A 24,227-nucleotide genomic window follows, 5' to 3' on the forward strand; every position below is an offset into this window, starting at 1 on the left:
CCTGATCACAGGGGCCGCACGGCCATCTTGTCGAGGGCATCCAGCAGTCCGGGCAGCTCCGGACCGCGGCCGACCGGCAGGACCTCCCCAGGCTCGTCGTCGAGCAGGACGAAGGCGATGTCGTCGGTGCGCGCCACCATCGACCAGCCGGGGCCGTCCGCGCGCAGTGTGCGGGCGTCGCCGGGCGCGAAGGTGGAGCGCACCCGGCCCAGCGGCGGCGGCGAGTCGACGTAGGCGCGCGCTTCCGCGAGGACCCGCCGTATCCCCTGGTGGCCGCCCTGCGGCGGTCCCGCGTCCTCCTGCCCGTCGCCCTCGGCCTGCGCCGGGGGCTCCGCTGCGGAGGACTGGCCGGCCGGGGCGGCGAACTCGGCGTCGTTGATCTGCTGCCGCCAGGCCGCCCACTGCAACGCGATCTCGTCGGCGCCCAGGCGCCGCTGAGCCGGGCCCCAGACACTGGTGTCCGGCGGGCTCAGCGGGGGCCGCTCGCCCGTCTCGGGCGCGGGATCGTGCGGCGCGGGGACGCCGGGCGCCGCGACGGCGACCGCCAGCGGCCAGCCGGGCAGCGCGGTCACGATGGCGTGCTCCTCCGGGGACAGCTCGTACTCCAGGCCGCAGTCCCAGGACGCGATCGCCACCGCGACCAACGAGACATCGTCGATGACGACCGTCCAGCGGGCGCCGTCGCCGTCCTGCCCGAGCACCAGGCCGTACCCGTCGGCGCGCGGCGCGAGTCCCAGCGCCGCGCACGATTCCGGATAGTCGTCGCCCAGCACGCTCGGGAACTGCGCCGGCGTCAGCAGCACCGCCGTCAGCACATACAGCGCATCGTCCGCGGCGGCGACGGCCCCATCGTCCGTCCCGGCCATGCCTGCCTCCCAGTGGCTCGTCCAACCGCGCGCACCCTAATGCGGACGGAAGGCCCTTGTCACGACTCCTCACACCACGCGGACCTGCAACTTTCCCCCTGGACGGGGGCGAAACGACCACGGTCTCCACGGGACTTCCCCAGACCGCCCCCGCCCTGGGGCCGCCAGGGCGGGCATCCCGCCGCACAAGGGCGCTCGCCCCGCCTCCGGAACGGGATATCGGTTATGGTTCATCTCCCCCCGCTCCGCATAAAGTTGGTTTCCGGCGACAGAAGGGGGACGACGCGGTGAAGCGCTTCGAACGGCTGGAGCGGATCCGCCGGCTGGACCCGGTGGCGGACGCCCCGGAGATCTACCGGCTCAGCACCGCCTACGAATTCCCCTGGGACTACACACGCGCCCTTGAACTGGCCCTCTACCGCACCTACGCCGTCCCGAGCATCGGCCGGCTCCTGGCGCAGACCGCCGAGCTGACCGACCGCACCCAGAAGCGGTACGACGACACCGCGCTGCTTCTCGACACCGTCGTGGAGCACGGCTTCGCCGCCGAACAGGGGCGTACGGCCATCCGCCGCATCAACCAGATGCACCGCAGCTACGACATCAGCGACGATGACATGCGGTACGTGCTCAGCACCTTCGTCGTGGTGCCCAAACGCTGGATCGACAGCTACGGCTGGCGCCGGTTGTCCCGGCACGAGATTGTCGCCGCCACCGAGTACTACCGGACCCTCGGCCGGCACATGGGTATCCCCGACCTGCCTGAGAGCTACGAAGAGTTCGAGACCCTTCTCGACACCTACGAGGAGGCGCATTTCGGCTGGGACGAGGGAGGCCGGCGAGTCTCGGACGCCACCCTCGACCTGATGGCCTCCTGGTACCCGCGCCCCTTGGCTCCTCTGCTGCGCACGGGCGTGCTCGCCCTGCTCGACGAGCCGCTGCTGAACGCGTTCCGCTATGAACGGCCCGGCGCGGCCACCGTCGCCCTGGTGCGCCGCGCCGTGCGGGCGCGCAGCCGGATCGTGCGGTTGCTGCCGCCGCGCCGGACGCCCCACTTTGCGCGCCAGAACCGGGAGATCAAGGGCTACCCGGACGGCTATCGCGTGGCCGACCTCGGCACCCGCCCGGTCCCAGGACTGCGCGGCTGCCCGGTGCGGCACCTGGACACCTCAGGCTCCCCCGAGTAAGGCGAGGGTCTCACGAGCCCGGCCGAGTCCGGCCCGGCTCGTGGCGCGCGCGATGGTGAGGATGCCCTGCCGGAAGGGTCGTTCACTTCCTCGGCCCGGACCGACCGGTCGCCGTCGTAGAAGAAGCTTGTCGGCTCCTCCCGGAAGGCGAGCCGTCGCCGCAGCACCGCCGCCTGCGCGGCGGGGTCCGTGGAAGCGGCCGGCGTACGGCTGCTGACGGTGCCCGGCGCCGGGCACAACGTCATGTTCGACAACCCCGACGCCTTGGCCGCCGAGGTCGCCCTGGACATCCGACCCTTCAGACCTCGCGCACGGCGAGGGCGAGGAAGCGGGCGTCCTCGTCGACGTACGACGTCATGCGCCATCCCGAAGCGGACAGCAGGGGGCGGAGATGGGGCTCGGCGCGCAGATCGTCCGGTGTGATCTGCCGGCCCTGGCGCGCCGCCAGGGCCGCGCGGCCGATGGGGTGGAAGAGGGCGAGCCGCCCGCCGGGGCGTACCACTCGGGCGAGTTCCCGCAGGTTGTCCACCGGATGGGGCAGGTGGGCGATCAGCCCCGCCGCGAACACCGCGTCCAGGCATGCCGAGCGCAGCGGCAGGGCGGCGACGTCCGCGAGCAGCAGTGTTCCTTCCCGGTCCCGGCCCGCCGTCACGGCGGCCGCGAGCATTGCCGGGGTCAGGTCGGCTCCGAGCACCACCCCGGTGGGGCCCACAGCGGTCCGCAGCGGGGGCAGTGCGCGCCCTGTACCGCAGCCCGCGTCCAGCACGCGGTCGCCCGCCCGCAGACCGAGGTCGGCCACAGCGGCCGCGTACGCGGGGCCGTCGTCGGGGAACTTGCGGTCCCAGTCGGCGGCCCGTGCGGTGAAGAACTCCTGGACATGTGCGTGGTCGTCGCTCATGACCCGCATGATGCCCTGCTTCCGCGGTCCTGTGCTGTGCGCGTCCCGGTGCGCTGGCGGGCGCCTCGCGGCCGCCGGGCGGCCGGGGCTGCGGCTCAGGCCGCCAGGTCCCGCTCCGCCGCCACCTGCTCGACGGGGACACGCACCAGCAGCTCACCGGGAACTCCGTTGCGGGCACCGAACTCCTCGGCGCGGTCCTCGCCCATGTACCGGGCGGCGACCCGTGCTGCCCAGTGGCGCAGTTGCGCCGGATCCTCCGACAGCCGGGCGCGGCCGCTGAGCACCACGAAATGGAACGGCGGCCGGTCGTCGTCCACGCACAGGGCGACACGCCCGTCACGGACGAGATTGCGCCCTTTCACGGTCTCCCGGCCGGTCAGAAAGACCAGTTCGTCCCCGTCCAGCAGGAACCAGACCGGGGCCACATGCGGGCTCCCATCGGCGCGAACAGTGGACAGTTTGCCGGTGCGGGTGCCTTTTGAGACGAACGCCCGCCATTCCTCGTCGGTCATCTTCTGTGCCATGCGCCCATCCTGCTTGCCCGTACGCCGCACGTGGGGAAGGCTTGCGGAGGGTTCCTCCGGCCAGGGGGGAGAGATCACACGGGGAGACGGAAATGCCGCAGAACCAGGGACTCGGCTGGCTCCTGGACGACCTGACGGAACGTGTGGACGATGTACGGCACGCGCTGGTCCTGTCCAACGACGGACTGGTCACCGGCGCGAGCACCGGCCTGCGCCGCGAGGACGCCGAACACCTCGCCGCTGTGGCGTCCGGACTGCACAGCCTGGCAAAGGGCTCGGGCCGCCACTTCGGCGCGGGCACGGTGCGCCAGACGATGATCGAGTACGACGACGCCGTGCTGTTCGTGACCGCGGCCGGCCCCGGCAGCTGCCTGTGCGTGCTCAGCGGGGCGGAGACCGACATCGGGCAGATCGCCTACGAGATGACCCTGCTCGTCAACCGGGTCGGCGAACACCTCGGCGTCGATGCCCGCAAACCCGAACGGGCACCTGGCACAGAGTTCTGACCTGGGGTTTCTTGAAGTCCCGCGGAGTTATCCACAGGCTGAACACGCGCTGCCCCGACCCGGCTACGGTGTGTGCACGGCGAACGCACCGGGCGTGAGCCACCGACTCCACGGGGGAGTACGACCATGTCGGCACACACCTTCGAACCAGTACGCACGGACACCTGCACACCGAGCCGGGCCGCTCGTGAACTGAACATCCTGCGCGGCGAGTTCGATCTCGCCGTCCAGCTCGGCCATGTGCGGACCGTGCCCGACGAAGACGGGGGCGGGGGCCGGCTGGTGGAGCGCGCGGAGATCGACCGGCTTCGGGCGCAGGAAGGGTTCCCGGACACGCTCAAGGACCGGGTGCGCGTCGTGGGCACCACCGAGGGCGCCGGGCTGATGGCAATCTCGGCCGGCCGCTTCACCCGGCTCGCCCGTCTCGGCCTGCTCGTACCCGCGAAGGTCTACGTCAACCGGTACGGCGCCGTGGTCTGGCTCTATCTCACCGAGGAGCTGAAGCACTTCGCGGCCGTCGCCGAGAACGAGCAACTACTCAAGGGGCGCACACCCGAGACGCTGCGCGGACAGCTCGCGGAGGGCGTGGACCTGCGCGCCCGCAACTGGCGCATGCGGCAGCTCGGATGCCTGCTGCGGCAGGCCGAGAACCCGTGGGCCCGAGCCGGCGCCCTGGCCGCCCTGCTCCCTCCTGTCGAGATCGCCGACGTCGTCGAGGACCCCTACGAGCGCGCCTGGGTCAACCGATTGCGGCCCGCGCTCCCCGGCCAGAGCCTGGCCGGAACCTCCTTCGCCCACCTCGCCGAGCGGATCACGACCGCGCAGGACACGGACGAGATCGACTGGCTGCGCAGCGACCTCGCCCACTCGGTCGAGGAAGCACGGGCTTTCTCACCGGCCCCGCGTCCCGCCGTCCGCCGTGCCGGGCCGACGAAGCGTCCGACGCCGCGGCCGATCCCGCCCATGGCGCGCACGGTCACGGCACCGGTGGCGCCGATGCCGACCCCGGTGGGGCCGACGGGGGCCATGGCCGAGTCGAGGCCGGCTGCGTCCGGGCCGATGGCGGAAGTCGCGGAGTCGACGGCGCGGAACGTCGAGCCGCCTCGAAACACCGGAGGGTGCGTGCCCGAGCCACGACACGCACTCGAGCGGCGAAACCCCCGCGAGCCGGGATACGCGCCCGAGCGGCGACACGTGCCGCGTGTGCGGACGGCTCCGGCCCCCGCACCCCGGTTCCCCGGACCGGGACACACACCACCGCGCTCCACGCGCCGTCTGCGCGCCTGGCTGCGACGCGGGCCGGCTCGGCCCGTGGCAGAGATCCGAGTGCCCGCGGTCGAGGCCGGGCGGCAACCGGCTACAGGGACCTGAACAGTCCCTCCTGGACGACCGAGACGAGCAGTCGCCCCTCGATGTCGTAGATACGCCCGCGCGCGAGGCCCCGCCCGCCCGTGGCGATCGGCGACTCCTGGTCGTACAGGAACCACTCGTCGGCGCGGAACGGCCGGTGGAACCACATGGCGTGGTCCAGCGAGGCCATGTCGAAGCTACGGCGGCCCCACAGGGGTTCGATGGGGATGCGCACCGCGTCCAGGAGCGTCATGTCGCTGGCGTAGGTCAGCGCGCAGGTGTGGACCAGCGGGTCGTCGCCCAGCGGGCCGACCGCGCGCATCCACGCCGCGCTGCGCGGCTCGGCGCCCCTGATCTCCTCGTCGTTCCAGCGCAGCGGTTCGGCGTACCGGAGGTCGAACGGCTGACGGCGCGCCATCCGCTCCAACTGCTCCGGCAGTGAGCCCAGGTGCTTGCGTATCTCCTCGGCCACCGTCGGCAGCGACTCGGGATGCACCAGCTCACGGGCAGGCGGCAGCTGGTGTTCGAACGGTCCTTCCTCGGGCTTGTGAAAGGAGGCGGTCAGGTTGAAGATCGTGCGGCCCTGCTGCACCGCGGTGACGCGGCGCGTGGTGAACGAACGCCCGTCGCGGATCCGCTCCACCTGGTACACGATCGGCACCCCCGGTCGACCGGGGCGCAGGAAGTACGCGTGCAGTGAGTGCACCGGGCGGTCGCCGTCCGTGGTGCGGCCGGCGGCGACGAGCGCCTGGCCCGCCACTTGGCCGCCGAAGACCCGCTGCAAGGACTCCTGCGGGCTTCGGCCACGGAAGATGTTGACCTCGATCTGCTCCAGGTCGAGCAGATCGACCAGTCTTTCGGCCGGGTTCGTCGTCATGGGTGTGATTCTCCTGTGGTCACAGCTGGCCGACATCGGTGACGCGGACGACCGCACGGCCCTCGGCGTCCGAGGCCGCGAGATCGACTTCCGCGCTGATACCCCAGTCGTGGTCACCGCTCGGGTCGTCGAAGATCTGGCGGACCCGCCACAGCCCGTTCTCCGGCTCCTCCTTGATGACCAGCAGCTTGGGGCCGCGGGCGTCGGGGCCGGTGCCGAGATCCTCGTACTCGTCCCAGTACTTGTCCATCGCCTCGCCCCAGGCGTCGGCGTCCCAGCCGGACTCCGCGTCCATCTCGCCCAATTCCTCGACCTGGTCCAGCGCGGCCAGTTCCACCCGGCGGAACAGCGCGTTGCGGACCAGCACCCGGAAGGCGCGCGCGTTGGTGGTGACGGGCTTGACCTCGTCGGCCTTCTCCTGGGCCTGCTCGGCGGTCATCTCCTCGGGGTTCGCGAGCTGCTCCCACTCGTCCAGCAGGCTGGAGTCCACCTGGCGCACCATCTCGCCGAGCCACTCGATCAGGTCCTGGAGGTCCTCGGACTTCAGGTCGTCCGGGATGGTGTGGTCGAGGGTCTTGTAGGCGCTGGCGAGGTAGCGCAGCACGATGCCCTCGGTGCGGGCCAGCTCGTAGAAGGACACCAACTCGGTGAAGGACATCGCCCGTTCGTACATGTCGCGGACGACCGACTTCGGCGACAGCGGATGGTCGCCGACCCAGGGGTGGCTCTTGCGGTAGGTGTTGTACGCGTGGAACAGCAGTTCTTCCAGCGGCTTCGGGTAGGAGACGTCCTGGAGGCGCTCCATGCGCTCCTCGTACTCGACACCGTCGGCCTTCATCGCCGCCACCGCCTCGCCGCGCGCCTTGTTCTGCTGGGCGACGAGGATCTGCCGCGGATCGTCCAGGGTGGACTCGACCACGGAGACCATGTCGAGGGCGTAGGAGGGCGACTCGGGGTCGAGCAGTTCGAACGAGGCGAGGGCGAAGGTGGACAGCGGCTGGTTGAGCGCGAAGTCCTGCTGGAGGTCGACCGTGAGCCGTACGATGCGGCCCTCCGCATCGGGCTTGTCGAGCTTCTCCACGATGCCGCCGTCGAGCAGCGAACGGTAGATCGCGATCGCCCGGCGGATGTGCCGCAGCTGCTGCTTGCGCGGCTCGTGGTTGTCCTCCAGGAGATGGCGCATCGCCTCGAAGGCGTTGCCCGGCCGGGCGATCACCGACAGCAGCATGGTGTGCGTCACCCGGAAACGGGACGTCAGCGGCTCCGGCTCCGAGTCGATCAGCTTCTGGAAGGTGTTCTCCGTCCAGCCGACAAAGCCCTCCGGCGCCTTCTTGCGCACTACCTTGCGCCGCTTCTTCGGATCGTCTCCCGCCTTCGCCAGCGCCTTCTCGTTCTCGATGACGTGCTCTGGCGCCTGGGCGACGACGAGGCCGGCCGTGTCGAAGCCGGCCCGGCCGGCCCGGCCCGCGATCTGGTGGAACTCACGCGCCCGCAGGGTCCGTACCCGGCTGCCGTCGTATTTGGTCAGCGCGGTGAACAGCACGGTGCGGATGGGCACGTTGACGCCGACGCCGAGCGTGTCCGTGCCGCAGATGACCTTCAGCAGGCCGGCCTGGGCGAGCTTCTCCACCAGCCGCCGGTACTTGGGCAGCATGCCGGCGTGGTGCACACCGATGCCGTGCCGGACGTAACGGGAGAGGTTGCGGCCGAATTTGGTGGTGAAGCGGAAGTTGCCGATCAGCTCGGCGATCTGGTCCTTCTCCTCGCGCGAGCACATGTTGATGCTCATCAGCGCCTGGGCCCGCTCCACGGCCTGCGCCTGGGTGAAGTGGACGATGTACACCGGCGCCTGCTTGGTCTCCAGCAGTTCGGTGAGCGTCTCGGTGAGCGGCGTCAGCTTGTATTCGTAGGAGAGCGGCACCGGGCGGGTCGCCGAGCGGACCACCGCGGTCGGGCGACCGGTGCGGCGGGTGAGATCCTTCTCGAAGAACGACACATCGCCCAAAGTGGCCGACATCAGGATGAACTGCGCCTGGGGCAGCTCCAGCAGCGGAATCTGCCAGGCCCAGCCGCGGTCTCCCTCCGCGTAGAAGTGGAACTCGTCCATGACGACCTGGCCCACGTCCGCGTTCCTGCCGTCGCGCAGCGCGATCGAGGCCAGCACCTCGGCGGTGCAGCAGATCACGGGCGCGTCGGCGTTCACGGAGGCGTCGCCGGTGAGCATGCCGACGTTCTCGGTGCCGAACAGCTTGCACAGCTCGAAGAACTTCTCCGACACCAGTGCCTTGATCGGTGCCGTGTAGAAGGTGACCTCGTCTCGGGCCAGCGCCGCGAAGTGCGCGCCCGCGGCGATCATGCTCTTGCCGGAGCCGGTCGGGGTGGAGACGATCACGTTCGCTCCGGACACCGCTTCGATCAGCGCCTCTTCCTGGTGGGGGTAGAGGGTGAGGCCGCGCTCCTGGGTCCACGCCTCGAAGGCTTCGTACAGGGCGTCGGGGTCGGCGGTCGGCGGCAGCTGATCGATGAGGGTCACGCTCCCATCTTGCCTGTCCTCCTCCCTGATCGGGGAATCGGCTGGGGCCGGGAAGATCACGGCAGCTACGCTGTGTCGCCGACGGAGCATCAGCGCACCGCGTCAACTGGACAGCGGAATCTGAGGAATGGGGCGGGAAGCGGCCATGATGGGACCAGCACACTCACTGTCGGGAGCCGCGGCCTGGCTCGGCGTCGGGGCGGCCGCCGCCGCGGCCGGGCACCCGATGCCCTGGCCGGTCCTGCTGGTCGGCGCCCTGATCTGCGCGGGCGCCGCGCTCGCACCGGACCTCGACCACAAGGCCGCCACCATTTCGCACGCCTTCGGACCGATCTCCCACTGGCTCTGCGAGATCGTGGACAAGCTGTCCTACGCCGTCTACAAGGCGACCAGGAAGAAGGGCGACCCGCGCCGCTCCGGCGGCCACCGCACGCTGACGCACACCTGGGTGTGGGCGGTCCTGATCGGCGCCGGCGCCTCGGCGGCGGCGATCAACGGGGGCCGCTGGGCGGTCCTGGCGATCCTGTTCGTGCACATGGTGCTGGCGATCGAGGGCCTGCTGTGGCGGGCGGCCCGCGGCTCCAGCAGCGACATACTCGTCTGGCTCCTGGCGGCGGCCTCCGCGTGGATACTCGCGGGCGTGCTCGACAAGCCCGGCAACGGCTCGGACTGGCTGTTCACCGAGCCCGGACAGCAGTACCTGTGGCTGGGGCTGCCGATCGTGCTGGGCGCGCTGGTGCACGACATCGGGGACGCGCTGACGGTCTCGGGCTGCCCGATCCTGTGGCCGATCCCGCTGGGCCGCAAGCGCTGGTACCCGGTAGGGCCGCCGAAGGCGATCCGGTTCCGGGCGGGCAGCTGGGTCGAGCTGAAGGTGCTCATGCCCGTGTTCATGGTGCTCGGTGGAGTGGGCTGCGCGGCGGCCCTCAACGTGATCTGAGGCCGCACCGCCGCTCAGGTGGCGTCGCCCGTGCCCGCCGCGCCGTAGCGGCGCTCGAAGCGCGCGATGCGGCCCTCGGTGTCGACCTGGCGGGCCTTGCCGGTGTAAAAGGGGTGGCTTTCCGAAGAGATCTCCACGTCGATCACCGGGTAGGTCTGGCCGTCGTCCCAGTCGATGGTCTGCTCGCTCCGCGCCGTGGACCGAGTGAGGAACGCGTAGCCGGCGGCGCGATCGCGGAAGACCACGGCGTGGTAATCGGGGTGCTTGTCCTGCTGCATGGCGGCTCCTTGTTCGGGGCGGTCGGGCAGGGCGCGGGCGGGACTGCGGAGGCGCGGGAGTCAGCCCGAGACGGAGTCGTCGTCCACGATGTGCATCGCGGCCTCCTCCGCGGATGCGGCGGCGCCGTCGATGCCGACATCGCTGGCGACGAGTGCGGCCTCTTCGTCCTCGTGCGCCCCCTCGTCGGGCGCGACCAGGCGGCCGGAGCGCATATCGCCGACCTCGTTGTCGAGGAGTTCCCCGTCGGTGCCCGCGCAATCTCCGATGCCGTCGCCGTCAGGCGGGTCCCGGTCGGGGATCTCCTCGGCGAGGCGCTGGTCGAGGGTCTCGCCCGCTCGCCGCTCCGCCGCGGTCACGCCGTCGTGTTCCACCGCCCAGGGGCGCTCCGGAGGCGACCAGCCGCGGTCGAGGGGGTCGTCGACACCGTCGAAGTCCAGAGTGTCCTCGACGTCGAGCACCCCCGAGTCCTCCCGGACCTCCGAGGGGTCGGGATCGGGCTGGTAGACGTCGTCCCCCCAGCTGTCGGCGCTGTCCACGACTACCTCCAGGTGGTGAGGACGGCCGGATGCCGCCGAAGCGGGCGGCGGGCCGCCGGGACACGCGGCACGGATGTCACAGGGTGCGAACCGGGAGGTTCTCGGAGGAAATCCGGGCCGGTACCGTTTTCCAGCCTTCCACTGCTGCTCACCACCGCGCAACGGCACGGAGCCCCGGCAGCCTCCGAGGAGACCGCCCGAGCGGGACGCTCAGCCGTGCCAGGACCGCCACAGGGCCGCGTACGCGCCGCCCGCCGCGACCAGCTCGTCATGGCTGCCCAGCTCGCTGATCCGGCCGCTCTCCACCACGGCGATCACATCCGCGTCGTGGGCGGTGTGCAGCCGGTGGGCGATGGCGACGACCGTGCGGCCGTCGAGGACACGGGCCAGGGACCGCTCCAGATGACGGGCGGCGCGCGGGTCCAGGAGCGAGGTCGCCTCGTCCAGCACCAGCGTGTGCGGATCGGCCAGCACCAGCCGGGCCAGCGCGATCTGCTGGGCCTGCGCCGGGGTCAGCGTCAGGCCGCCGGACCCGACCTCGGTGTCCAGCCCGGCGGCCAGCGCCCGAGCCCAGCCGTCGGCGTCCACGGCGGCCAGGGCCGCCCACAGTTCCGCGTCGTCGGCGCCGTCGCGGGCCAGCAGGAGGTTGTCCCGCAGCGAGCCGACGAAGACGTGGTGCTCCTGGTTGACCAGGGCGACGTGCGAGCGGACGCGTTCGGCCGGCATCCGGGACAGCTCGGCCCCGCCGAGGGTGATCCGCCCGGCACGGGGCGCGTAGATCCCGGCGAGCAGCCGGCCCAGGGTGGACTTGCCCGCACCCGAGGGGCCGACCAGGGCGAGCCGGGTGCCGGGGGCGAGCCGGAGGGACACCTCGCGCAGCACGTCGACGCCTTCCCGGTAGCCGAAGCGCACCCGGTCGGCGTGCACGTCCCGGCCCTCGGGCGCCACCGACGCGTCCCCGGCGCCCGGCTCGATCTCCCGGACCCCGACGAGGCGGGCGAGCGAGACCTGGGCCACCTGCACCTCGTCGTACCAGCGCAGGATGAGGTTCACCGGGTCGACGAGCATCTGCGCCACCAGCGCGCCCGTGATCAGCCGGCCCACCCCGAGCCAGCCGTGCAGGACGAGCGTTCCGCCCACCATCAGGACCGAGCCGAGGACGATGAGGTGGGTGGCGTTGATGACCGGGAAAAGCACGGACCGCAACCAGAGCGTGTACCTTTCCCACGCGGTCCAGGAGGTGATCCGCTGCTCGGACAGGGCGACCCGGCGGGCGCCCAGTCGGTGCGCCTCGATGGTGTGGCCCGCGTCCACGGTCTCGGCGAGCGCGGCGGCGACGGCCGCGTACCCGGCGGCCTCCGAGCGGTAGCCGGCGGGCGCCCGCTTGAAGTACCAGCGGCACCCGGCCACCAGCACCGGCAGGGCGAGCAGCACGGCGGCCGCGAGCGGCGGAGCCGTCACCACCAGCCCGCCGAGGAGCAGGAGAGCCCATACGACACCGATCGCGAGCTGCGGTACGGCCTCGCGCATGGCGTTGGCCAGGCGGTCGATGTCCGTGGTGATACGGGAGAGCAGGTCGCCGGTGCCCGCGCGTTCCAGCACGCCCGGCGGCAGGCCGACCGAGCGGACGAGGAAGTCCTCGCGCAGGTCGGCGAGCATCCGTTCGCCGAGCATGGCGCCGCGCAGCCGCACCTGCCGGACGAACACCGCCTGCACGGCGAGCGCCAGCAGGAACAGCCCGGTGGTGAGGCCGAGACGCAGCTCCCGATTCCCGTCCGACACCCGCTGGACCAGGTCGCCGAGCAGGTAGGGGCCGGCCATGGAGGCGATCACGGCCACCGTGTTCACGGTGATCAGCAGCAGGAAGGCCCGGCGGTGGCGGCGGAACAGCTCGGCGACGTAGGCCCGTACGGTCGCGGACGTGCCGACGGGCAGGGTGGTGGCGGTCGTCGGGGCCGCCGGGTCGTACTCCGGTGGTGCGACGCCGATCATGCGCTTTCCTCGATCTCTTCCAGCTTCCCGAGGGCGTCCAGCAGCGTGCCCTCGGCGGCCGTGGCCGGTTCGTCGTCCGTCTCCCGTGTCACCACGGCCCGGTACCGGGGCTCGCTCTCGAACAGCTCCCGGTGCGTGCCGGTCGCCAGGACCGTGTCCCCGTGGACCAGGACCACCCGGTCGGTGCGGTCCAGGAGCAGCGGTGAGGAGGTGAACACCACCGTCGTGCGCCCCGAGCGCAGCAGGCGCAGTCCGTCGGCGATGCGGGCCTCGGTGTGCGAGTCGACCGCGGAGGTCGGTTCGTCCAGCACCAGGACCTCCGGATCGGTGACCAGGGACCGGGCCAGGGCGAGTCGTTGGCGCTGGCCGCCGGAGAGGGACCGGCCGCGCTCGGTGATGCGGGCGTCCATCGGGTCGGCGGCGCCCAGGGAGCCCTGCACCAGGGAGTCCAGGACGTCCTCGCACCGAGCGGCCGCGAGCGCGTCGGCGGCCGTGACGGCACCGGAGGCGGGCACGTCGAGGAGTTCGCGCAGGGTGCCGGAGAGCAGCACCGGGTCCTTGTCCTGGACGAGGACGGCGGTCCGGGCGAGGTCCAGGGGGAGTTCGTCCAGGGGCGTTCCGCCAAGCAGCACCGAGCGGCCCGGCTCCGTGGGATGGCCGCCGAGCCGCTCCGCGAGCCGTCCGGCGGCGTCCGGGTCGCCGCACACCACCGCGGTGAGCCGTCCGGCGGGGGCGGTGAGACCCGTGGCGGGGTCGTACAGATCGCCGCGGGGCACCGCCGACCGGTCGCCGCCCGCCGCCTCGCGAGCGCCGCCGCCTGTCGTCGCCGGCCGTTCCAACGACAGCACCCGCGCGGCGCGCTCGGCCGACGGGCGGGAGAAGGAGTAGGACATCGCGATCTCCTCGAAGTGCTGCAAGGGATAGCTGAGGACCATCACGGAGCTGTAGACGGTGACCAGTTCGCCGACGGCGATGCGGCCCTCGCGGACCAGGTGGACGCCGTACCAGACGACCGCGATCAGCAGCAGACCCGGCAGCAGCACCTGTACGGCCGAGATCAGCGACCACATCCGTGCGCTGCGCACGGCCGTGTGCCGCACCTCCTGGGAGGCGTGGCGGTAGCGGGCGAGGAAGAGTTCCTCGCCGCCGATGCCGCGCAGCACCCGCAGTCCGGCGACGGTGTCCGAGGCCAGTTCGGTGGCGCGGCCCGCCTTCTCGCGCTGGAGGTCGGCGCGGCGGGTCGCGTGCGGCAGCAGCGGCAGTACGGCGAGTGCCACGACGGGCAGTCCGGCGGCCACGACGGTGCCGAGCGCGGGCTGGTAGGCGAGGAGGCCGACGCAGACGACGACCACGGTCAGCGCGGCGGCGGTGAAACGGGACACCGCCTCCACGAACCAGCCGATCTTCTCCACGTCGCCGGTGGACACGGCGACCACCTCGCCGGCCGCCACCCGCCGGGTCAGCGCCGAGCCGAGTGCGGCCGCCTTGCGGGCGAGGAGTTGCTGGACGCGGGCGGCCGCGGTGATCCAGTTGGTGACGGCGGCCCGATGCAGGAGGGTGTCGCCCACCGCCATGGCCGTACCGCACAGCAGCATCGAAGCGCCCGTCAGGGCCAGCCGGGTGCCGGACCGGTCCACGACGGCCTGTACGGCGGAACCGACGCAGAAGGGGAGCGCGGAGACGGCGACGAAGTGAAGCAGGCCCCAGGCGAGCGCTCTGAGCTGGCCGCCGAGCTGATTGCGCCAGAGCCACCACAGGAATCGGGGCCCCGAGCGTGCGTCGGGCACGCCGGGGTCGGGATAGGGAAGGTCGTGAATCTGCATGACGTCCAGACGGCTCGTGACAGCGTGTCAGGGAACGGCGGCAGCCGAGGGCGGCGGGCCGGGACAAGCCGTGACAGGGTCGCTTCGCGGAGCGGGGAATTTCAAACGGTTTTCGCGTCAATGGGGCGTCATGTCAGCATGGCCCGGTGCGGATAGACAGTGTGCGGTGCTCGACGCGCTGGGCGGCGGCCCTCGGAACCCTGCTCCTGACGACCCTTCCGGCCTGTGGCACGGGCTCGTCCGGCTCCCCGCCCGGCCACCACGGCCCGGCCGCGCCGACCGCCTCCGGTTCCGCCGCCGTCCCGGACCCGGCCCGTATTCCGGGCGTCGGAAGACGTCTGTACGCACGGATACCGGGCCGGTCCCGCCAGGTCGTGGCCGTGTACGGCAAGGGCCTGAACTCGGCCGAATCCGAAGTGGTGCTCTACGCGAGGCAGGGCGGACGCTGGCACCGGGAGGGGAGCTGGGCGGCGCACAACGGGCGCCGCGGCTGGACCCTCGATCACCACGAGGGCGACAAGCGCAGCCCGGTGGGCGTGTTCACGCTGTCCGCCGCGGGCGGCACGTACGCCGATCCGGGGAGCAAACTGCCGTACGACCACAACGCCTACGCCTACGCCTCCCCGAAGGAGTGGCCCAAGGCGTACCAGCACGACTTCGGTTACGTCATCGCCATCGACTACAACCGTGTGCCGGGCACCCCGCCGCGCGATGCCACCCGGCCGTGGGGCGCGGCCAAGGGCGGCGGTATCTGGCTGCACCTGGACCACGGGAGCGGCACCTCGGCCTGCGTGAGCATGCCCAGGAGTGCCATGGAGACACTGCTGCGCACGCTCGACCCGGCCCGGCACCCCGTGGTGGTGATGGGGGACCGGGCCGATCTGGGCGCCTGACGGCCGTTCGGCCGTCAGTTGACCGCCGAGCCGCTCCGGGGTGCCGAGGAAGGTCCCGCCGTGACGGCCGAGCCGATCACGTCCACATCGCTCGAGCGGACGTAGGCGATCCGGTGGTCGAACTGGATCTGGTAGTAGGTCTCGTCGCCCTTGACCACGGGCTCGGGCGTGTCGACGAAGGCCGAGCGCGGCACGAAGGAGCTGTCGATGGTGCCCTCGGTGACGTACCGCTGGCCCGCGCGGAAGTGGTAGGGGAGCGGCGCCTCGGGCTCCTCCTCCACGCCCTCCGGGTAGGCGTCCTCCTCGGGCAGGGCGCGGCCGAAGACCGGGATCTCGTCCAGGCCCTCCTTGGGCGTCACCATCTTGCCGGCCGCACCGACCGCCGTCGCCTGCTTCTTCGGGTTCTTGAACCAGGCCTTGCGGCCCTGGTACCAGACCGCCGTCCAGTCGCCGCGGCGTTCGGCGACGGCGAAGGTCTGGCCGGCCGAGGCGCGCGCCCCGAGGTCGTCGACGTCCAGCGTGGAGACCCCGCCGTCCGGATGGCGGCCCGGATCCTGGATCAGCGGTGCCTTCTCGTCCGGACGGGTGTACATGCGCACGGCGCTGGAGCCGTGCTTCGGGCACGGCGCGCCGGGCTTGAGGCAGCCCGTGAACGTGGGCGAGTGGGTGGCGTAGTCCGGCAGGATCCTCACCATGTCGCTGTCCGGCCCGGCGGTGGCCTTCAGGGGCGCGCCGAGCAGGTCGAAGTAGTGGCGCCAGTCCCAGAAGGGACCCGGATCGTCGTGCATGTCGGGAATGGAGTCGCCGGTCGGCGAGGGCACGTTGTCGTGGCCGAAGATGTGCTGCCGGTCGAGCGGGACGTCGTACTTCTTGGCCAGATAGCGGACCAGGCGCGCCGAGGTCCTGTACATCTGTTCGGTGAACCATGTGCCCGGCTGCCGCAGGAAGCCCTCGTGCTCGATGCCGATGGAGCGGGCGTTGACGTACTGGTTGCCGGAGTGCCAGGCCTCGTCCTTGGTCTGCACGTGCTGGGTGACGTGGCCGTCGCTGGAGCGGATCGAGTAGTGCCAGGACGCCTCGGTCGGGTCCTGCACCGTCTGGAACATGCTCGACAGCTTCGCCTCGGTGTCGTGGATGACGATGTACTCGATCTTCTGGTCGCGCGGCCGGTCGGCGAGATCGTGGTTGCCGTAGTCGCCGTCGTCGTCGATCTCCTCGTACGGCGCCGCGAGCCAGTCGCAGGACACCTCGGCGGGGCACTCCGTCCCCTTGGCGTGCCGCGCCTTCGCCGTGCGTACGGTGTGGGGGCGCACGGAGGGGCTCGCGGGCAGGGTGACCTCCTGGCCCTCGGCGGTGGTGCGGTGGGCGCCCTTGCGGATCACCGCGAAGACGTCGTTCGCGTAAGTCGCCGCCGACGTGACGTCAGGAGTGCCGGGGAAGCGCTCCACCGTCTCCCACCAGTCCGCGGGATCATCGCTCAGCGGCTTGCCCAGCTGCTGCTGCGTGGCCGCGAGCAGGGCGGCGCCGCCGCGCACATTGGCGGTGGCGTCGGTGCGCAGGCGCCCGGCGGGGGCGCCGGTCAGCCGGGCGGCGCGCTGGAGGTCGGCCGGCTTCACGGACCGGCCTGCCAGCACACCGTCCGGCCGCGCGGCGGGGGCGCCGGCCGCCCCCGCGCTCGGCTGGAGCGCGCCACCGACCTGGCCCGGCGAGGGCGACGCGGCCGGGAACTGACTGGTGTCCACCAGATGCATGGGCCCGTAGCCGCCCGCGACGCTCGGGGAGCCAGGATGGGCGTCCCAGCGGGTCTGCACATACGACACGCTCATCAGCACGCTGCGCGGCACATGGAAGTCGTGGGCGGCATCGGTGAAGGCGACCTGGAGGCGCTGCTCCGGCGCGTCGTCGTCGGTCATCGGGGTGAGCAGCAGCGGCGCCAGCAGGGCCGCCGATCCGATGGCACATGCGGTCAGGCGGCACACGCGACCATGGGGGACACGTGGGGAGGCGGGTCTTTTCATGGCACGGGTCTCCAAACATGTTCATCGCGCGCTTCGCAGCCAGGACAAAGGAGTTGCCCCTGACAACCACCCCTTGTACGTTTCCGTGCCCCGCGTGTCCCGTCGCGCCAACCGTCACCGGGGTGGACCAGCGGCCCGGCAGAGGCCACCCGGTCGGCGGCAGCGGCATCGCTCCGACGGCCCGTCAGCGCGGGTGCCCCCGCGGGCCGGTGACGGGAGGCGTCCGGGTCAGTCTTCGACCGGGTCGACCCGCCAGTCGGGATGGCCCGGCATGGGCGGGGTGTGCGGCCCGTAGAGCCAGGCGGTCAGAAAGGGTTTCAGGTCCTGTTTCGCGACCCGTGAGGCCAGGGCGACGAAGTCCCGCGTGCCCGCCGCGCGGCCCCGGTACGCGCTCACCCAGGACTTCTCGATCCGCTCGAACGCCGCGGCGCCGACCTTCTCCCGCAGGGCGTACAGCACCAGGGCCGAGCCGTCGTAGCGCATCACCTTGAACAGCGTGTCGGCGCCGGGCTCGGCGGGCGCGCCGTCGTCGTGGCGCCACTGGTCGTGCTGGGCGTAGGCGTCGCGCATCGCGTCGTCCAGACCGACGCCACCGTGCGAGGCGGAGTACAGCCGTTCGTAGAACCGGGCGTGACCCTCGCTCAGCCACAGGTCGGACCAGCGCCGGATGGCGACGCTGTCCCCGGTCCAATGGTGTGTCAGCTCGTGCACGAGATTGCGTTCGGCGTCGACCCGGTCACCGAGCAGATCGTCCTTCGGTACGACGGACAGCGACTGGGTCTCCAGCGCCACCGGCAGCTCGGTGTCCCCGACCAGTACGCCGTAGCGGCGGAACGGATACGGTCCGAGCCGCTGTTCCAGCCAGGCCAGGTGTTCCGGGGTGAGCGAGCGGTACTCCTCGGTGTCGCCGATCAGATCATCCGGCACCACGTCGCGGACCGGCAGCCCGTGCGGGCCGCTGCTGTCCACGACGCGGAATCTCCCGATCGCCAGCTGGACCAGTTGGGCCGCGATCGGCTGCTCGGAGTCGTAGGTCCGTTCGACGCGACCGCCGGGCCGGGCGACCGTGCTGACGAGGCGTCCGTTGGCCACCGCGCCGATGTCCGCCGGGGTGGTCACATGAAAGGTGATCGGTGCGCGCAGGCTCGGATGGTCGTCCGCCGGGAAGATCATCTTGGCGCCGTCCGGCTGGGCGCAGACCACGGTGCCGTCGGGCGTGGGCACCCAGCCGTAGTCCCGGATCGCGTCGTCGCGGTGGCGCTGCTGGGTGGGGTCGGCGGTGTAGGCGACGTGGACGGTGAAGGCGTGGCCGCGGGGGATCGGCCGGGCGGGTGTGACGACGAGTTCGTCGCCGTCGCGTACGGCCCTGGCCGGTGCCCCGTCGACCGTGACCCGGTGCAGCGTGTTGCCCGCGAAGTCGAGGTCGAAGCGGGACAGGGCCTGGGTGGCGGTGGCGCTGATGGCGGCGCCCGCCTCGAACGGCGTCAGGGGCGCCCGCCAGTCGAAGTCCAGGGTGTAACGGCGGACCGTGTAGCCGCCGTTTCCGGCGAGCGGCATCAGCGGGTCGCCGATGCCGGGGGCGCCGGGGGACGGGGGCGCGCCTCCGGCCCGGCCCGAGGCGGCGGTTCGCCCCGGTGCGGCGGCCGGTCCGGGCGCGGGTGAGCCGTGGTTCTCACGCGGGAACAGGTCGATGCAGAGGGCGGTGCCGGTGAGGGTGAGGGCACCGGCGAGGACGAGGGCCGTGCGGCGGGGGCGCCGTGTCCCGCGCCCCTTCCCGGCCTCTTCGCTCGGGGGCCCTGCCGGGCTGTCCGCGGGCATGATCTCCATGGACGCACTATGCCAGCATGATCCGTTTATAGCACTAAATGTCCGTCAGGGTGACGATGCGCCAGACGTGCGCCGCGGTGCCGCTTCTCTCCTCGACGCCTCATTGCGGCCTCGCCCAACTCCCCGTAGAACACCGCCCATGAGACAACGGATAGTCATGTCCATGCTTGCCGTCGCGGCCCTCCTGGCCGGCGCCCTCTTCGGCGCCGGGACCGCCACCGCGCGGGCCGCCGCCGTCCCGGCCGAGTTCGGCACCGACTGGCACGACCCGGTCACCGCCGCCCCGCCGGTCGCCCGGCCGCACGCCAAGTCCTGTCAGGTCACCCTGGCCGACGCGCAGTTCCGCGACTTCACCCCCTACCGGGGCGCGTACACCCCGCCCAAGGGCTGCGGCGAGCGCTGGAGCAAGGTCGTGCTCCGCCTGGACGGCACGGTGAAGGGCCGGCAGTACGACCGGCTCGGCTATCTGCACGTCGGCGGGGTCGAGATCCTTCGCACCTCCACCCCCGAGCCCTCGCCGGACGGCATCGCCTGGCACGTCGAGAAGGACGTCACCCGCTACAGCGACACCTTCCGCAGCCCGCGGGACGTCGAGATGCTGATCGGCAACGTGGTCGACGACACCTACACCGGCGTCATCGACGTCCACGTCACCCTGACGTTCTACGCGGGCCGCCCCGCCGAACGGACCCCGGACCGCGTGCTCACCCTCGCCGACGCGCCCGGCGGCACGACGCTCACCACCCCGCGCAACAGCGAGCGGATCGTCGCCGAGGTCTACGCGACCGGATCCGGCGGCGGCTGCGAGGAGTTCTGGTACCTGACGGTGGCGGACCCGGCGTCCTACTCCTGCAAGGCCGATCACGGCCCCTACCGCGAGGTGCAGATCAAGATCGACGGGCGCCCGGCGGGCATCGCCGCGCCCTATCCGAACGTGTGGACCGGCGGCTGGTCCGATCCCTTCCTCTGGTACGTCATCCCGGCGCCGGGCGCCTTCGACGTGCGGCCCATCGAGTACGACCTCACACCCTTCGCCGGGGTGCTCGACGACGGCCGCCCGCACCGCGTCGAGGTCTCCGTCCTGGGCGTGCCGGCGGGTCAGGCCGGCTGGAGCACTCCGGTGAACGTGCTGGTCTGGCAGGACGCGCACCGCGACCACCTCACCGGCGCGGTCACCGAGGACACGGCGACCGACCCGGTCAACTCCTCGACCTACACACCGGGTTCGGAGAACCGGGTGGACACGCGGGCCGGACACCGGCTCACCGTCAGCGGATACCTCGACACGTCCCACGGACGGGTGACCACCACCGTCACCCGGACCCTCGGCGACACCTCCGCTCACCGCTGGACCGACGGCGAGAACACCGACGGACTGGACGCGACCTGGACCGACGACCAGACCGTCACCACCGCCGGGGCCGGTCCCGCGCGGTCGGCGCACACGCTGCGGACGTACACCCTCGACGGCGTCACCACCATCGGCTCCGACAACCGGCTGCGCACGGTGCTGACACTCGGCGACCGCGCCTCGGTGACCGAACTGCGCGGCGGCCGGCGCACCGCGTGGTCGCGGCTGGACGACACCTACCGCGGTGACGCCTCGTACACCCTCGACGCCCCGCGTGAGCAGCGGCACGCGGTCGGCACCTCCTCGGAGCGCTACCGGTCCTACGGCTCGGCCGGCTGCTACGACCACACGCTGGCCACCGCTCAGGGGGTGCTGACGCTGGACCGCCGGGACTGCTAGCCCGGCGGGTGCCCGGTGCGACGGGGTCAGCAGGGCCTGGCCGCGTCCCCGTCGACCAGGGTGTCCAGCAGTACGCCGAGCACCTCGCGCTCCTTCTCCGTCAGCGGCGCGAGTATCTCCTCGGCCGCCGAGCGGCGCGCGCCGCGCAGTTCGCCCAAGGTCGCGCGCCCCTCGTCGGTCAGCTCGATCCGGGTCACACGCCGGTTCGCCGGATCCGCCGCCCGGCGCACCTTGCCGCTCGCCTCGAGCCCGTCGACCAGCGTCGTCACCGCGCGCGGCACGACCTCCAGGCGCTCGGCGAGGTCGGCCATGCGCGGTGGCGAGGGGTAGTGCGCGAGGGTGCGCAGCAGCCGGGACTGGGCGGGGGTGACGCCCAGTTCGCGCCGTTCCAGATGGTGCTTCTGGATGCGGTGCACCCGGCGGGTGAGCCGCAGCAGCTGCTCGGCGAGCAGTCCGTCGGGATCGGGGGTGGTCATGCGGGAACAATATCAGGATGCGGTTCATTGTGAGTATAGGTAACAATGAGCTACGATCCGTTCCGTCATCGTCGGCCGACCCCGGCCGGCGCCCGCTCACCTCCGTAGGAGCCCATGCATCCCGACCGTGAAACCTCCTGGACCGCACCAGCCGACGCCAAGGACCGGCCCCGGCAGTGGCGGCGGATCCTCGCGCTGTTCCACCCCTACCGCGGGCGGCTCGCGATCGTCGGCCTGCTGGTCGGCGCCTCCTCGCTGGTCTCGGTGGCCACACCGTTCCTGCTCAAGGAGACCCTCGACGTCGCCATCCCGCGCGGCCGCACCGGCCTGCTGAGCCTGCTCGCGCTCGGCATGATCCTCAGCGCGGTCCTCTCCAGCGTCTTCGGCGTACTCCAGACGCTGATCTCGACCACCGTCGGCCAGCGCGTCATGCACGACCTGCGCACCGCCGTGTACGGCCGGCTCCAGCGCATGTCGCTCGCCTTCTTCACCCGCACCCGCACCGGCGAGGTGCAGTCCCGCATAGCCAATGACATCGGCGGCATGCAGGCGACGGTCACCTCCACCGCCACCTCCCTGGTCTCCAACGTCACCAGCGTGGTCGCCACCATCGTCGCGATGATCGCCCTCGACTGGCGGCTCACCATCGTCTCGCTGCTCCTGCTGCCGGCCTTCGTCTGGATCAGCCGCCGCGTCGGCAACGAGCGCAAGAGGATCACCACCGAGCGCCAGAAGCAGATGGCCGCGATGGCCGCCACGGTCACCGAGTCCCTCTCGGTCGGCGGCATCCTGCTCGGCCGCACCATGGGCCGCGCCGACTCGCTGACCGGGGCCTTCGCCGGGGAGTCCGAGCGGCTGGTCGATCTGGAGGTCCGGTCGAACATGGCGGGTCGTTGGCGCATGGCCGTGATCACCATCGTCATGGCCGCCATGCCCGCCATCATCTACTGGACGGCCGGTCTGGCCATCCAGTTCGGCGGCCCGCGGGTCTCCCTCGGCACCATCGTCGCCTTCGTCTCGCTCCAGCAGGGCCTGTTCCGTCCGGCCGTGAGCCTGCTCGCCACCGGCGTCCAGATCCAGACCTCCCTCGCGCTTTTCCAGCGCATCTTCGAGTACCTGGACCTGCCGATCGACATCACCGAGCGCCCGCGCCCGGTCCATCTCGACCGGGTCAAGGGCGAAGTCCGCTTCGAAGACGTCGAGTTCCGCTACGACGACAAGGGTGGCCCCGTCCTGGACGGCATCGACGTCACCGTCCCCGCCGGCGGCAGCCTCGCGGTCGTCGGCCCCACCGGCGCGGGCAAGTCGACGCTGGGCTACCTGGTGCCCCGGCTCTACGACGTCACCGGCGGCCGGGTCACCCTCGACGGGGTCGACGTCCGAGACCTGGACTTCGACACCCTGGCCCGCGCGGTCGGCGTGGTCTCGCAGGAGACGTACCTCTTCCACGCCTCCGTCGCCGAGAATCTGCGCTTCGCCAAGCCGGACGCCACCGACGAGGAGCTGCACGCCGCGGCGCGGGCGGCGCAGATCCACGACCACATAGCGGCGCTGCCCGACGGCTACGACACGGTGGTGGGCGAGCGCGGCCACCGTTTCTCCGGCGGCGAGAAGCAGCGCCTCGCCATCGCCCGCACCATCCTGCGCGATCCGCCGGTCCTCGTCCTGGACGAGGCGACCAGTGCCCTCGACACCCGGACCGAGGCCGCCGTGCAGGAGGCCATCGACGCCCTCTCGGCGAACCGTACGACGATCACCATCGCCCACCGGCTGTCCACCGTCCGCGGCGCCGACCAGATCGTGGTGCTGGACTCCGGGCAGGTCGCCGAACGGGGCACGCACGAGGAACTGCTGGAGCGCGACGGGCGGTACGCGGCCCTGGTGCGCCGGGACGCACAGCTGGAGCCGGCCGGGTGAGGACGGCGGCCTGAAGGCGCCGGTCGCGGACGGGTGGCCGGTGCGGCGGAGCGGAACGGGCGACTGGGCCGACAAGCTGAATATATGTCGTGGTTGCGGTGATTCGCGTATTACGGTTCCCGCATGCTGACGCACATTCCGTCACGGAGCAGGATCCGACTGACGCGCCGGGGCAGACTCGTCCTCGCCGCGGCCGGCGCCGTCATGGCCGGCACCGCCGTGGCGGTGCCGGCCATGACGGCGGCCGACCACCATGAGGCGCCCCGGCCCGCCGCACTCGTCGTCCCGGAGGGCTGGCGCGCGAGCCAGGTCTACGAGGCGATCGACAAGGCGCTGGCCCTGCCCTCGGGCAGCACCCGCACCTCGCTCGGCAAGGCCCGGCTGACCCTGCCCAAGGACGCCGGGGGAAACCCGGAGGGCTACCTCTTCCCGGCCTCCTACCCCCTGGGCAAGGGCGCGACCCCGGAGTCCGTACTGCGCTCCATGGTGGACACCGCCCATCGGAAGTTCGACGGCGCACCGGTCGCGGCCGGGGCCCAGCGCAACTCGATGAACGTCTACCAGGCCCTCACCATCGCCAGCATCATCCAGGCCCAGGCGGTGCAGAAGGAGGACATGGGCAAGGTCGCCCGTGTCATCCTCAACCGGCTGGAACGCGGGATGCCGCTGCAACTGGACTCCACCCTCAGCTACGCGCTGGGCCGCGCGCGCACCACCGAGGACGACACCAGGAGCGACAGCCCCTACAACACCTATCAGCGCATGGGCCTGCCGCCGACGCCGATCGGCAATCCCGGCGAGGACGCGATGCGCGCCGCCCTCAATCCGACGCCGGGCGACTGGCTGTACTTCGTGACGGTCAAGCCCGGCGACACGCGCTTCACCGCCGACTACGACACGCACCTGCGCAATGTGGCCGAGTACAACTCCCTTCAGCAGCAGGCCGGGCAGCAGCCGGGCCAGAGCCAAGACCCGTCGCCGGTCCGCTCCGCTCCCTCCGCGACACGGTCCGGAAAGGCCGGCTGAGCGGAACGA

The 24,227-nt window shown here is 71.8% G+C and carries 20 protein-coding genes and 2 pseudogenes; 9 read left to right on the forward strand and 13 right to left on the reverse strand.

Going from position 1 to position 24,227, the window contains the following annotated elements:
- Positions 1-5: 5 nt before the first annotated feature.
- Positions 6-866 (reverse strand): hypothetical protein, encoded by an 861-nt coding sequence (locus tag ACZ7EC_RS10350; RefSeq protein ID WP_471060422.1) that lies wholly within the window; start codon positions 864-866, stop codon positions 6-8.
- Between the two features lie 287 nt (positions 867-1,153).
- On the opposite strand from ACZ7EC_RS10350, the gene ACZ7EC_RS10355 reads away from it, so the two are divergent.
- On the forward strand, positions 1,154-2,053 hold the full coding sequence (locus ACZ7EC_RS10355) for an oxygenase MpaB family protein (protein WP_471060425.1): 900 nt from the start codon (positions 1,154-1,156) through the stop codon (positions 2,051-2,053).
- On the opposite strand, the pseudogene ACZ7EC_RS10360 reads toward ACZ7EC_RS10355, so the two are convergent.
- A pseudogene (locus ACZ7EC_RS10360) lies at positions 2,036-2,241 on the reverse strand (PadR family transcriptional regulator); the annotation flags it as partial. The gene ACZ7EC_RS10355 and the pseudogene ACZ7EC_RS10360 sit on opposite strands and share 18 nt — an antisense overlap.
- On the opposite strand from ACZ7EC_RS10360, the pseudogene ACZ7EC_RS10365 reads away from it, so the two are divergent.
- Positions 2,240-2,335: pseudogene (locus ACZ7EC_RS10365) on the forward strand (alpha/beta fold hydrolase); the annotation flags it as partial. The pseudogenes ACZ7EC_RS10360 and ACZ7EC_RS10365 sit on opposite strands and share 2 nt — an antisense overlap.
- Before the next feature lie 16 nt (positions 2,336-2,351).
- On the opposite strand, the gene ACZ7EC_RS10370 reads toward ACZ7EC_RS10365, so the two are convergent.
- Complete coding sequence (locus tag ACZ7EC_RS10370; RefSeq protein WP_471060429.1) at positions 2,352-2,951, reverse strand: class I SAM-dependent methyltransferase; 600 nt, start codon at positions 2,949-2,951, stop codon at positions 2,352-2,354.
- Between the two features lie 95 nt (positions 2,952-3,046).
- Complete coding sequence (locus ACZ7EC_RS10375; protein WP_471060432.1) at positions 3,047-3,475, reverse strand: PPOX class F420-dependent oxidoreductase; 429 nt, start codon at positions 3,473-3,475, stop codon at positions 3,047-3,049.
- A gap of 92 nt (positions 3,476-3,567) precedes the next feature.
- Between ACZ7EC_RS10375 and ACZ7EC_RS10380 the strand changes: the two genes are divergently transcribed.
- Together ACZ7EC_RS10380 and ACZ7EC_RS10385 are read left to right on the forward strand one after the other, a co-directional pair.
- Positions 3,568-3,981 (forward strand): roadblock/LC7 domain-containing protein, encoded by a 414-nt coding sequence (locus ACZ7EC_RS10380; RefSeq protein ID WP_471060435.1) that lies wholly within the window; start codon positions 3,568-3,570, stop codon positions 3,979-3,981.
- A gap of 126 nt (positions 3,982-4,107) precedes the next feature.
- Positions 4,108-5,352, forward strand: a complete 1,245-nt coding sequence (locus ACZ7EC_RS10385) for a DUF6397 family protein (protein ID WP_471060437.1) — start codon at positions 4,108-4,110, stop codon at positions 5,350-5,352.
- Here the strand turns inward: ACZ7EC_RS10385 and ACZ7EC_RS10390 are convergent.
- Together ACZ7EC_RS10390 and ACZ7EC_RS10395 are read right to left on the reverse strand one after the other, a co-directional pair.
- Positions 5,339-6,208 carry an acyl-CoA thioesterase gene (locus ACZ7EC_RS10390; protein ID WP_471060439.1) on the reverse strand — a complete coding sequence of 290 codons (870 nt, stop codon included), beginning with the start codon at positions 6,206-6,208 and terminating at the stop codon, positions 5,339-5,341. The two genes, ACZ7EC_RS10385 and ACZ7EC_RS10390, sit on opposite strands and share 14 nt — an antisense overlap.
- Positions 6,209-6,227: 19 nt before the next feature.
- Positions 6,228-8,741: a DEAD/DEAH box helicase gene (locus ACZ7EC_RS10395; protein ID WP_471060441.1), complete on the reverse strand. Its 2,514-nt coding sequence runs from the start codon at positions 8,739-8,741 to the stop codon at positions 6,228-6,230.
- Positions 8,742-8,886: 145 nt separating this feature from the next.
- Here ACZ7EC_RS10395 and ACZ7EC_RS10400 point away from each other — a divergent pair, with 145 nt between their 5' ends.
- Positions 8,887-9,681, forward strand: a complete 795-nt coding sequence (locus tag ACZ7EC_RS10400) for a metal-dependent hydrolase (RefSeq protein WP_471060444.1) — start codon at positions 8,887-8,889, stop codon at positions 9,679-9,681.
- A 14-nt stretch (positions 9,682-9,695) separates the two neighbouring features.
- Here ACZ7EC_RS10400 and ACZ7EC_RS10405 read toward each other — a convergent pair whose 3' ends face one another.
- The 4 genes from ACZ7EC_RS10405 to ACZ7EC_RS10420 all read right to left on the reverse strand — a co-directional run bounded on the left by ACZ7EC_RS10405 (position 9,696) and on the right by ACZ7EC_RS10420 (position 14,311).
- Positions 9,696-9,959 (reverse strand): type B 50S ribosomal protein L31, encoded by a 264-nt coding sequence (locus ACZ7EC_RS10405; protein WP_471060447.1) that lies wholly within the window; start codon positions 9,957-9,959, stop codon positions 9,696-9,698.
- Between the two features lie 60 nt (positions 9,960-10,019).
- Positions 10,020-10,496 (reverse strand): DUF5709 domain-containing protein, encoded by a 477-nt coding sequence (locus tag ACZ7EC_RS10410; protein ID WP_471060450.1) that lies wholly within the window; start codon positions 10,494-10,496, stop codon positions 10,020-10,022.
- A gap of 210 nt (positions 10,497-10,706) precedes the next feature.
- Positions 10,707-12,488, reverse strand: coding sequence for an ABC transporter ATP-binding protein (locus ACZ7EC_RS10415; protein ID WP_471060453.1), 1,782 nt, complete (start codon positions 12,486-12,488; stop codon positions 10,707-10,709).
- Positions 12,485-14,311: an ABC transporter transmembrane domain-containing protein gene (locus ACZ7EC_RS10420; RefSeq protein WP_471060456.1), complete on the reverse strand. Its 1,827-nt coding sequence runs from the start codon at positions 14,309-14,311 to the stop codon at positions 12,485-12,487. Before ACZ7EC_RS10420 ends, ACZ7EC_RS10415 begins: the two co-directional genes overlap by 4 nt.
- Positions 14,312-14,457: 146 nt before the next feature.
- Between ACZ7EC_RS10420 and ACZ7EC_RS10425 the strand changes: the two genes are divergently transcribed.
- Complete coding sequence (locus tag ACZ7EC_RS10425) at positions 14,458-15,204, forward strand: L,D-transpeptidase family protein (protein ID WP_471060459.1); 747 nt, start codon at positions 14,458-14,460, stop codon at positions 15,202-15,204.
- Positions 15,205-15,218: 14 nt separating this feature from the next.
- Here the strand turns inward: ACZ7EC_RS10425 and ACZ7EC_RS10430 are convergent, their stop codons facing one another.
- Complete coding sequence (locus tag ACZ7EC_RS10430) at positions 15,219-17,222, reverse strand: N-acetylmuramoyl-L-alanine amidase (RefSeq protein WP_471060462.1); 2,004 nt, start codon at positions 17,220-17,222, stop codon at positions 15,219-15,221.
- A 228-nt stretch (positions 17,223-17,450) separates the two neighbouring features.
- Positions 17,451-19,049 (reverse strand): M1 family metallopeptidase, encoded by a 1,599-nt coding sequence (locus ACZ7EC_RS10435; RefSeq protein WP_471060465.1) that lies wholly within the window; start codon positions 19,047-19,049, stop codon positions 17,451-17,453.
- Between the two features lie 139 nt (positions 19,050-19,188).
- Between ACZ7EC_RS10435 and ACZ7EC_RS10440 the strand changes: the two genes are divergently transcribed.
- A complete protein-coding gene (locus ACZ7EC_RS10440; RefSeq protein WP_471060467.1) occupies positions 19,189-20,799 on the forward strand; it encodes a peptide-N4-asparagine amidase in 1,611 nt (536 codons plus the stop codon).
- A 26-nt stretch (positions 20,800-20,825) separates the two neighbouring features.
- Here ACZ7EC_RS10440 and ACZ7EC_RS10445 read toward each other — a convergent pair whose 3' ends face one another.
- Positions 20,826-21,275, reverse strand: coding sequence for a MarR family winged helix-turn-helix transcriptional regulator (locus tag ACZ7EC_RS10445; protein ID WP_471060470.1), 450 nt, complete (start codon positions 21,273-21,275; stop codon positions 20,826-20,828).
- Between the two features lie 114 nt (positions 21,276-21,389).
- Between ACZ7EC_RS10445 and ACZ7EC_RS10450 the strand changes: the two genes are divergently transcribed.
- A complete protein-coding gene (locus ACZ7EC_RS10450; RefSeq protein WP_471060474.1) occupies positions 21,390-23,192 on the forward strand; it encodes an ABC transporter ATP-binding protein in 1,803 nt (600 codons plus the stop codon).
- Positions 23,193-23,315: 123 nt separating this feature from the next.
- A complete protein-coding gene (mltG, locus tag ACZ7EC_RS10455) occupies positions 23,316-24,218 on the forward strand; it encodes an endolytic transglycosylase MltG (RefSeq protein WP_471060476.1) in 903 nt (300 codons plus the stop codon).
- Positions 24,219-24,227: the final 9 nt, after the last annotated feature.

It is taken from the genome of Streptomyces sp. NPDC037203 (assembly GCF_055605065.1).

Bases quoted from the DNA above. Each gene is read 5' to 3' on its own strand.
- ACZ7EC_RS10350 (WP_471060422.1), bottom strand. From the start codon at position 866: ATGGCCGGGACGGACGATGGGGCCGTCGCCGCCGCGGACGATGCGCTG.
- ACZ7EC_RS10370 (WP_471060429.1), bottom strand. From the start codon at position 2,951: ATGAGCGACGACCACGCACATGTCCAGGAGTTCTTCACCGCACGGGCC.
- ACZ7EC_RS10375 (WP_471060432.1), bottom strand. From the start codon at position 3,475: ATGGCACAGAAGATGACCGACGAGGAATGGCGGGCGTTCGTCTCAAAA.
- ACZ7EC_RS10380 (WP_471060435.1), top strand. From the start codon at position 3,568: ATGCCGCAGAACCAGGGACTCGGCTGGCTCCTGGACGACCTGACGGAA.
- ACZ7EC_RS10385 (WP_471060437.1), top strand. From the start codon at position 4,108: ATGTCGGCACACACCTTCGAACCAGTACGCACGGACACCTGCACACCG.
- ACZ7EC_RS10390 (WP_471060439.1), bottom strand. From the start codon at position 6,208: ATGACGACGAACCCGGCCGAAAGACTGGTCGATCTGCTCGACCTGGAG.
- ACZ7EC_RS10400 (WP_471060444.1), top strand. From the start codon at position 8,887: ATGATGGGACCAGCACACTCACTGTCGGGAGCCGCGGCCTGGCTCGGC.
- ACZ7EC_RS10405 (WP_471060447.1), bottom strand. From the start codon at position 9,959: ATGCAGCAGGACAAGCACCCCGATTACCACGCCGTGGTCTTCCGCGAT.
- ACZ7EC_RS10415 (WP_471060453.1), bottom strand. From the start codon at position 12,488: ATGATCGGCGTCGCACCACCGGAGTACGACCCGGCGGCCCCGACGACC.
- ACZ7EC_RS10420 (WP_471060456.1), bottom strand. From the start codon at position 14,311: ATGCAGATTCACGACCTTCCCTATCCCGACCCCGGCGTGCCCGACGCA.
- ACZ7EC_RS10430 (WP_471060462.1), bottom strand. From the start codon at position 17,222: ATGAAAAGACCCGCCTCCCCACGTGTCCCCCATGGTCGCGTGTGCCGC.
- ACZ7EC_RS10435 (WP_471060465.1), bottom strand. From the start codon at position 19,049: ATGGAGATCATGCCCGCGGACAGCCCGGCAGGGCCCCCGAGCGAAGAG.
- ACZ7EC_RS10440 (WP_471060467.1), top strand. From the start codon at position 19,189: ATGAGACAACGGATAGTCATGTCCATGCTTGCCGTCGCGGCCCTCCTG.
- ACZ7EC_RS10445 (WP_471060470.1), bottom strand. From the start codon at position 21,275: ATGACCACCCCCGATCCCGACGGACTGCTCGCCGAGCAGCTGCTGCGG.
- ACZ7EC_RS10450 (WP_471060474.1), top strand. From the start codon at position 21,390: ATGCATCCCGACCGTGAAACCTCCTGGACCGCACCAGCCGACGCCAAG.
- mltG (WP_471060476.1), top strand. From the start codon at position 23,316: ATGCTGACGCACATTCCGTCACGGAGCAGGATCCGACTGACGCGCCGG.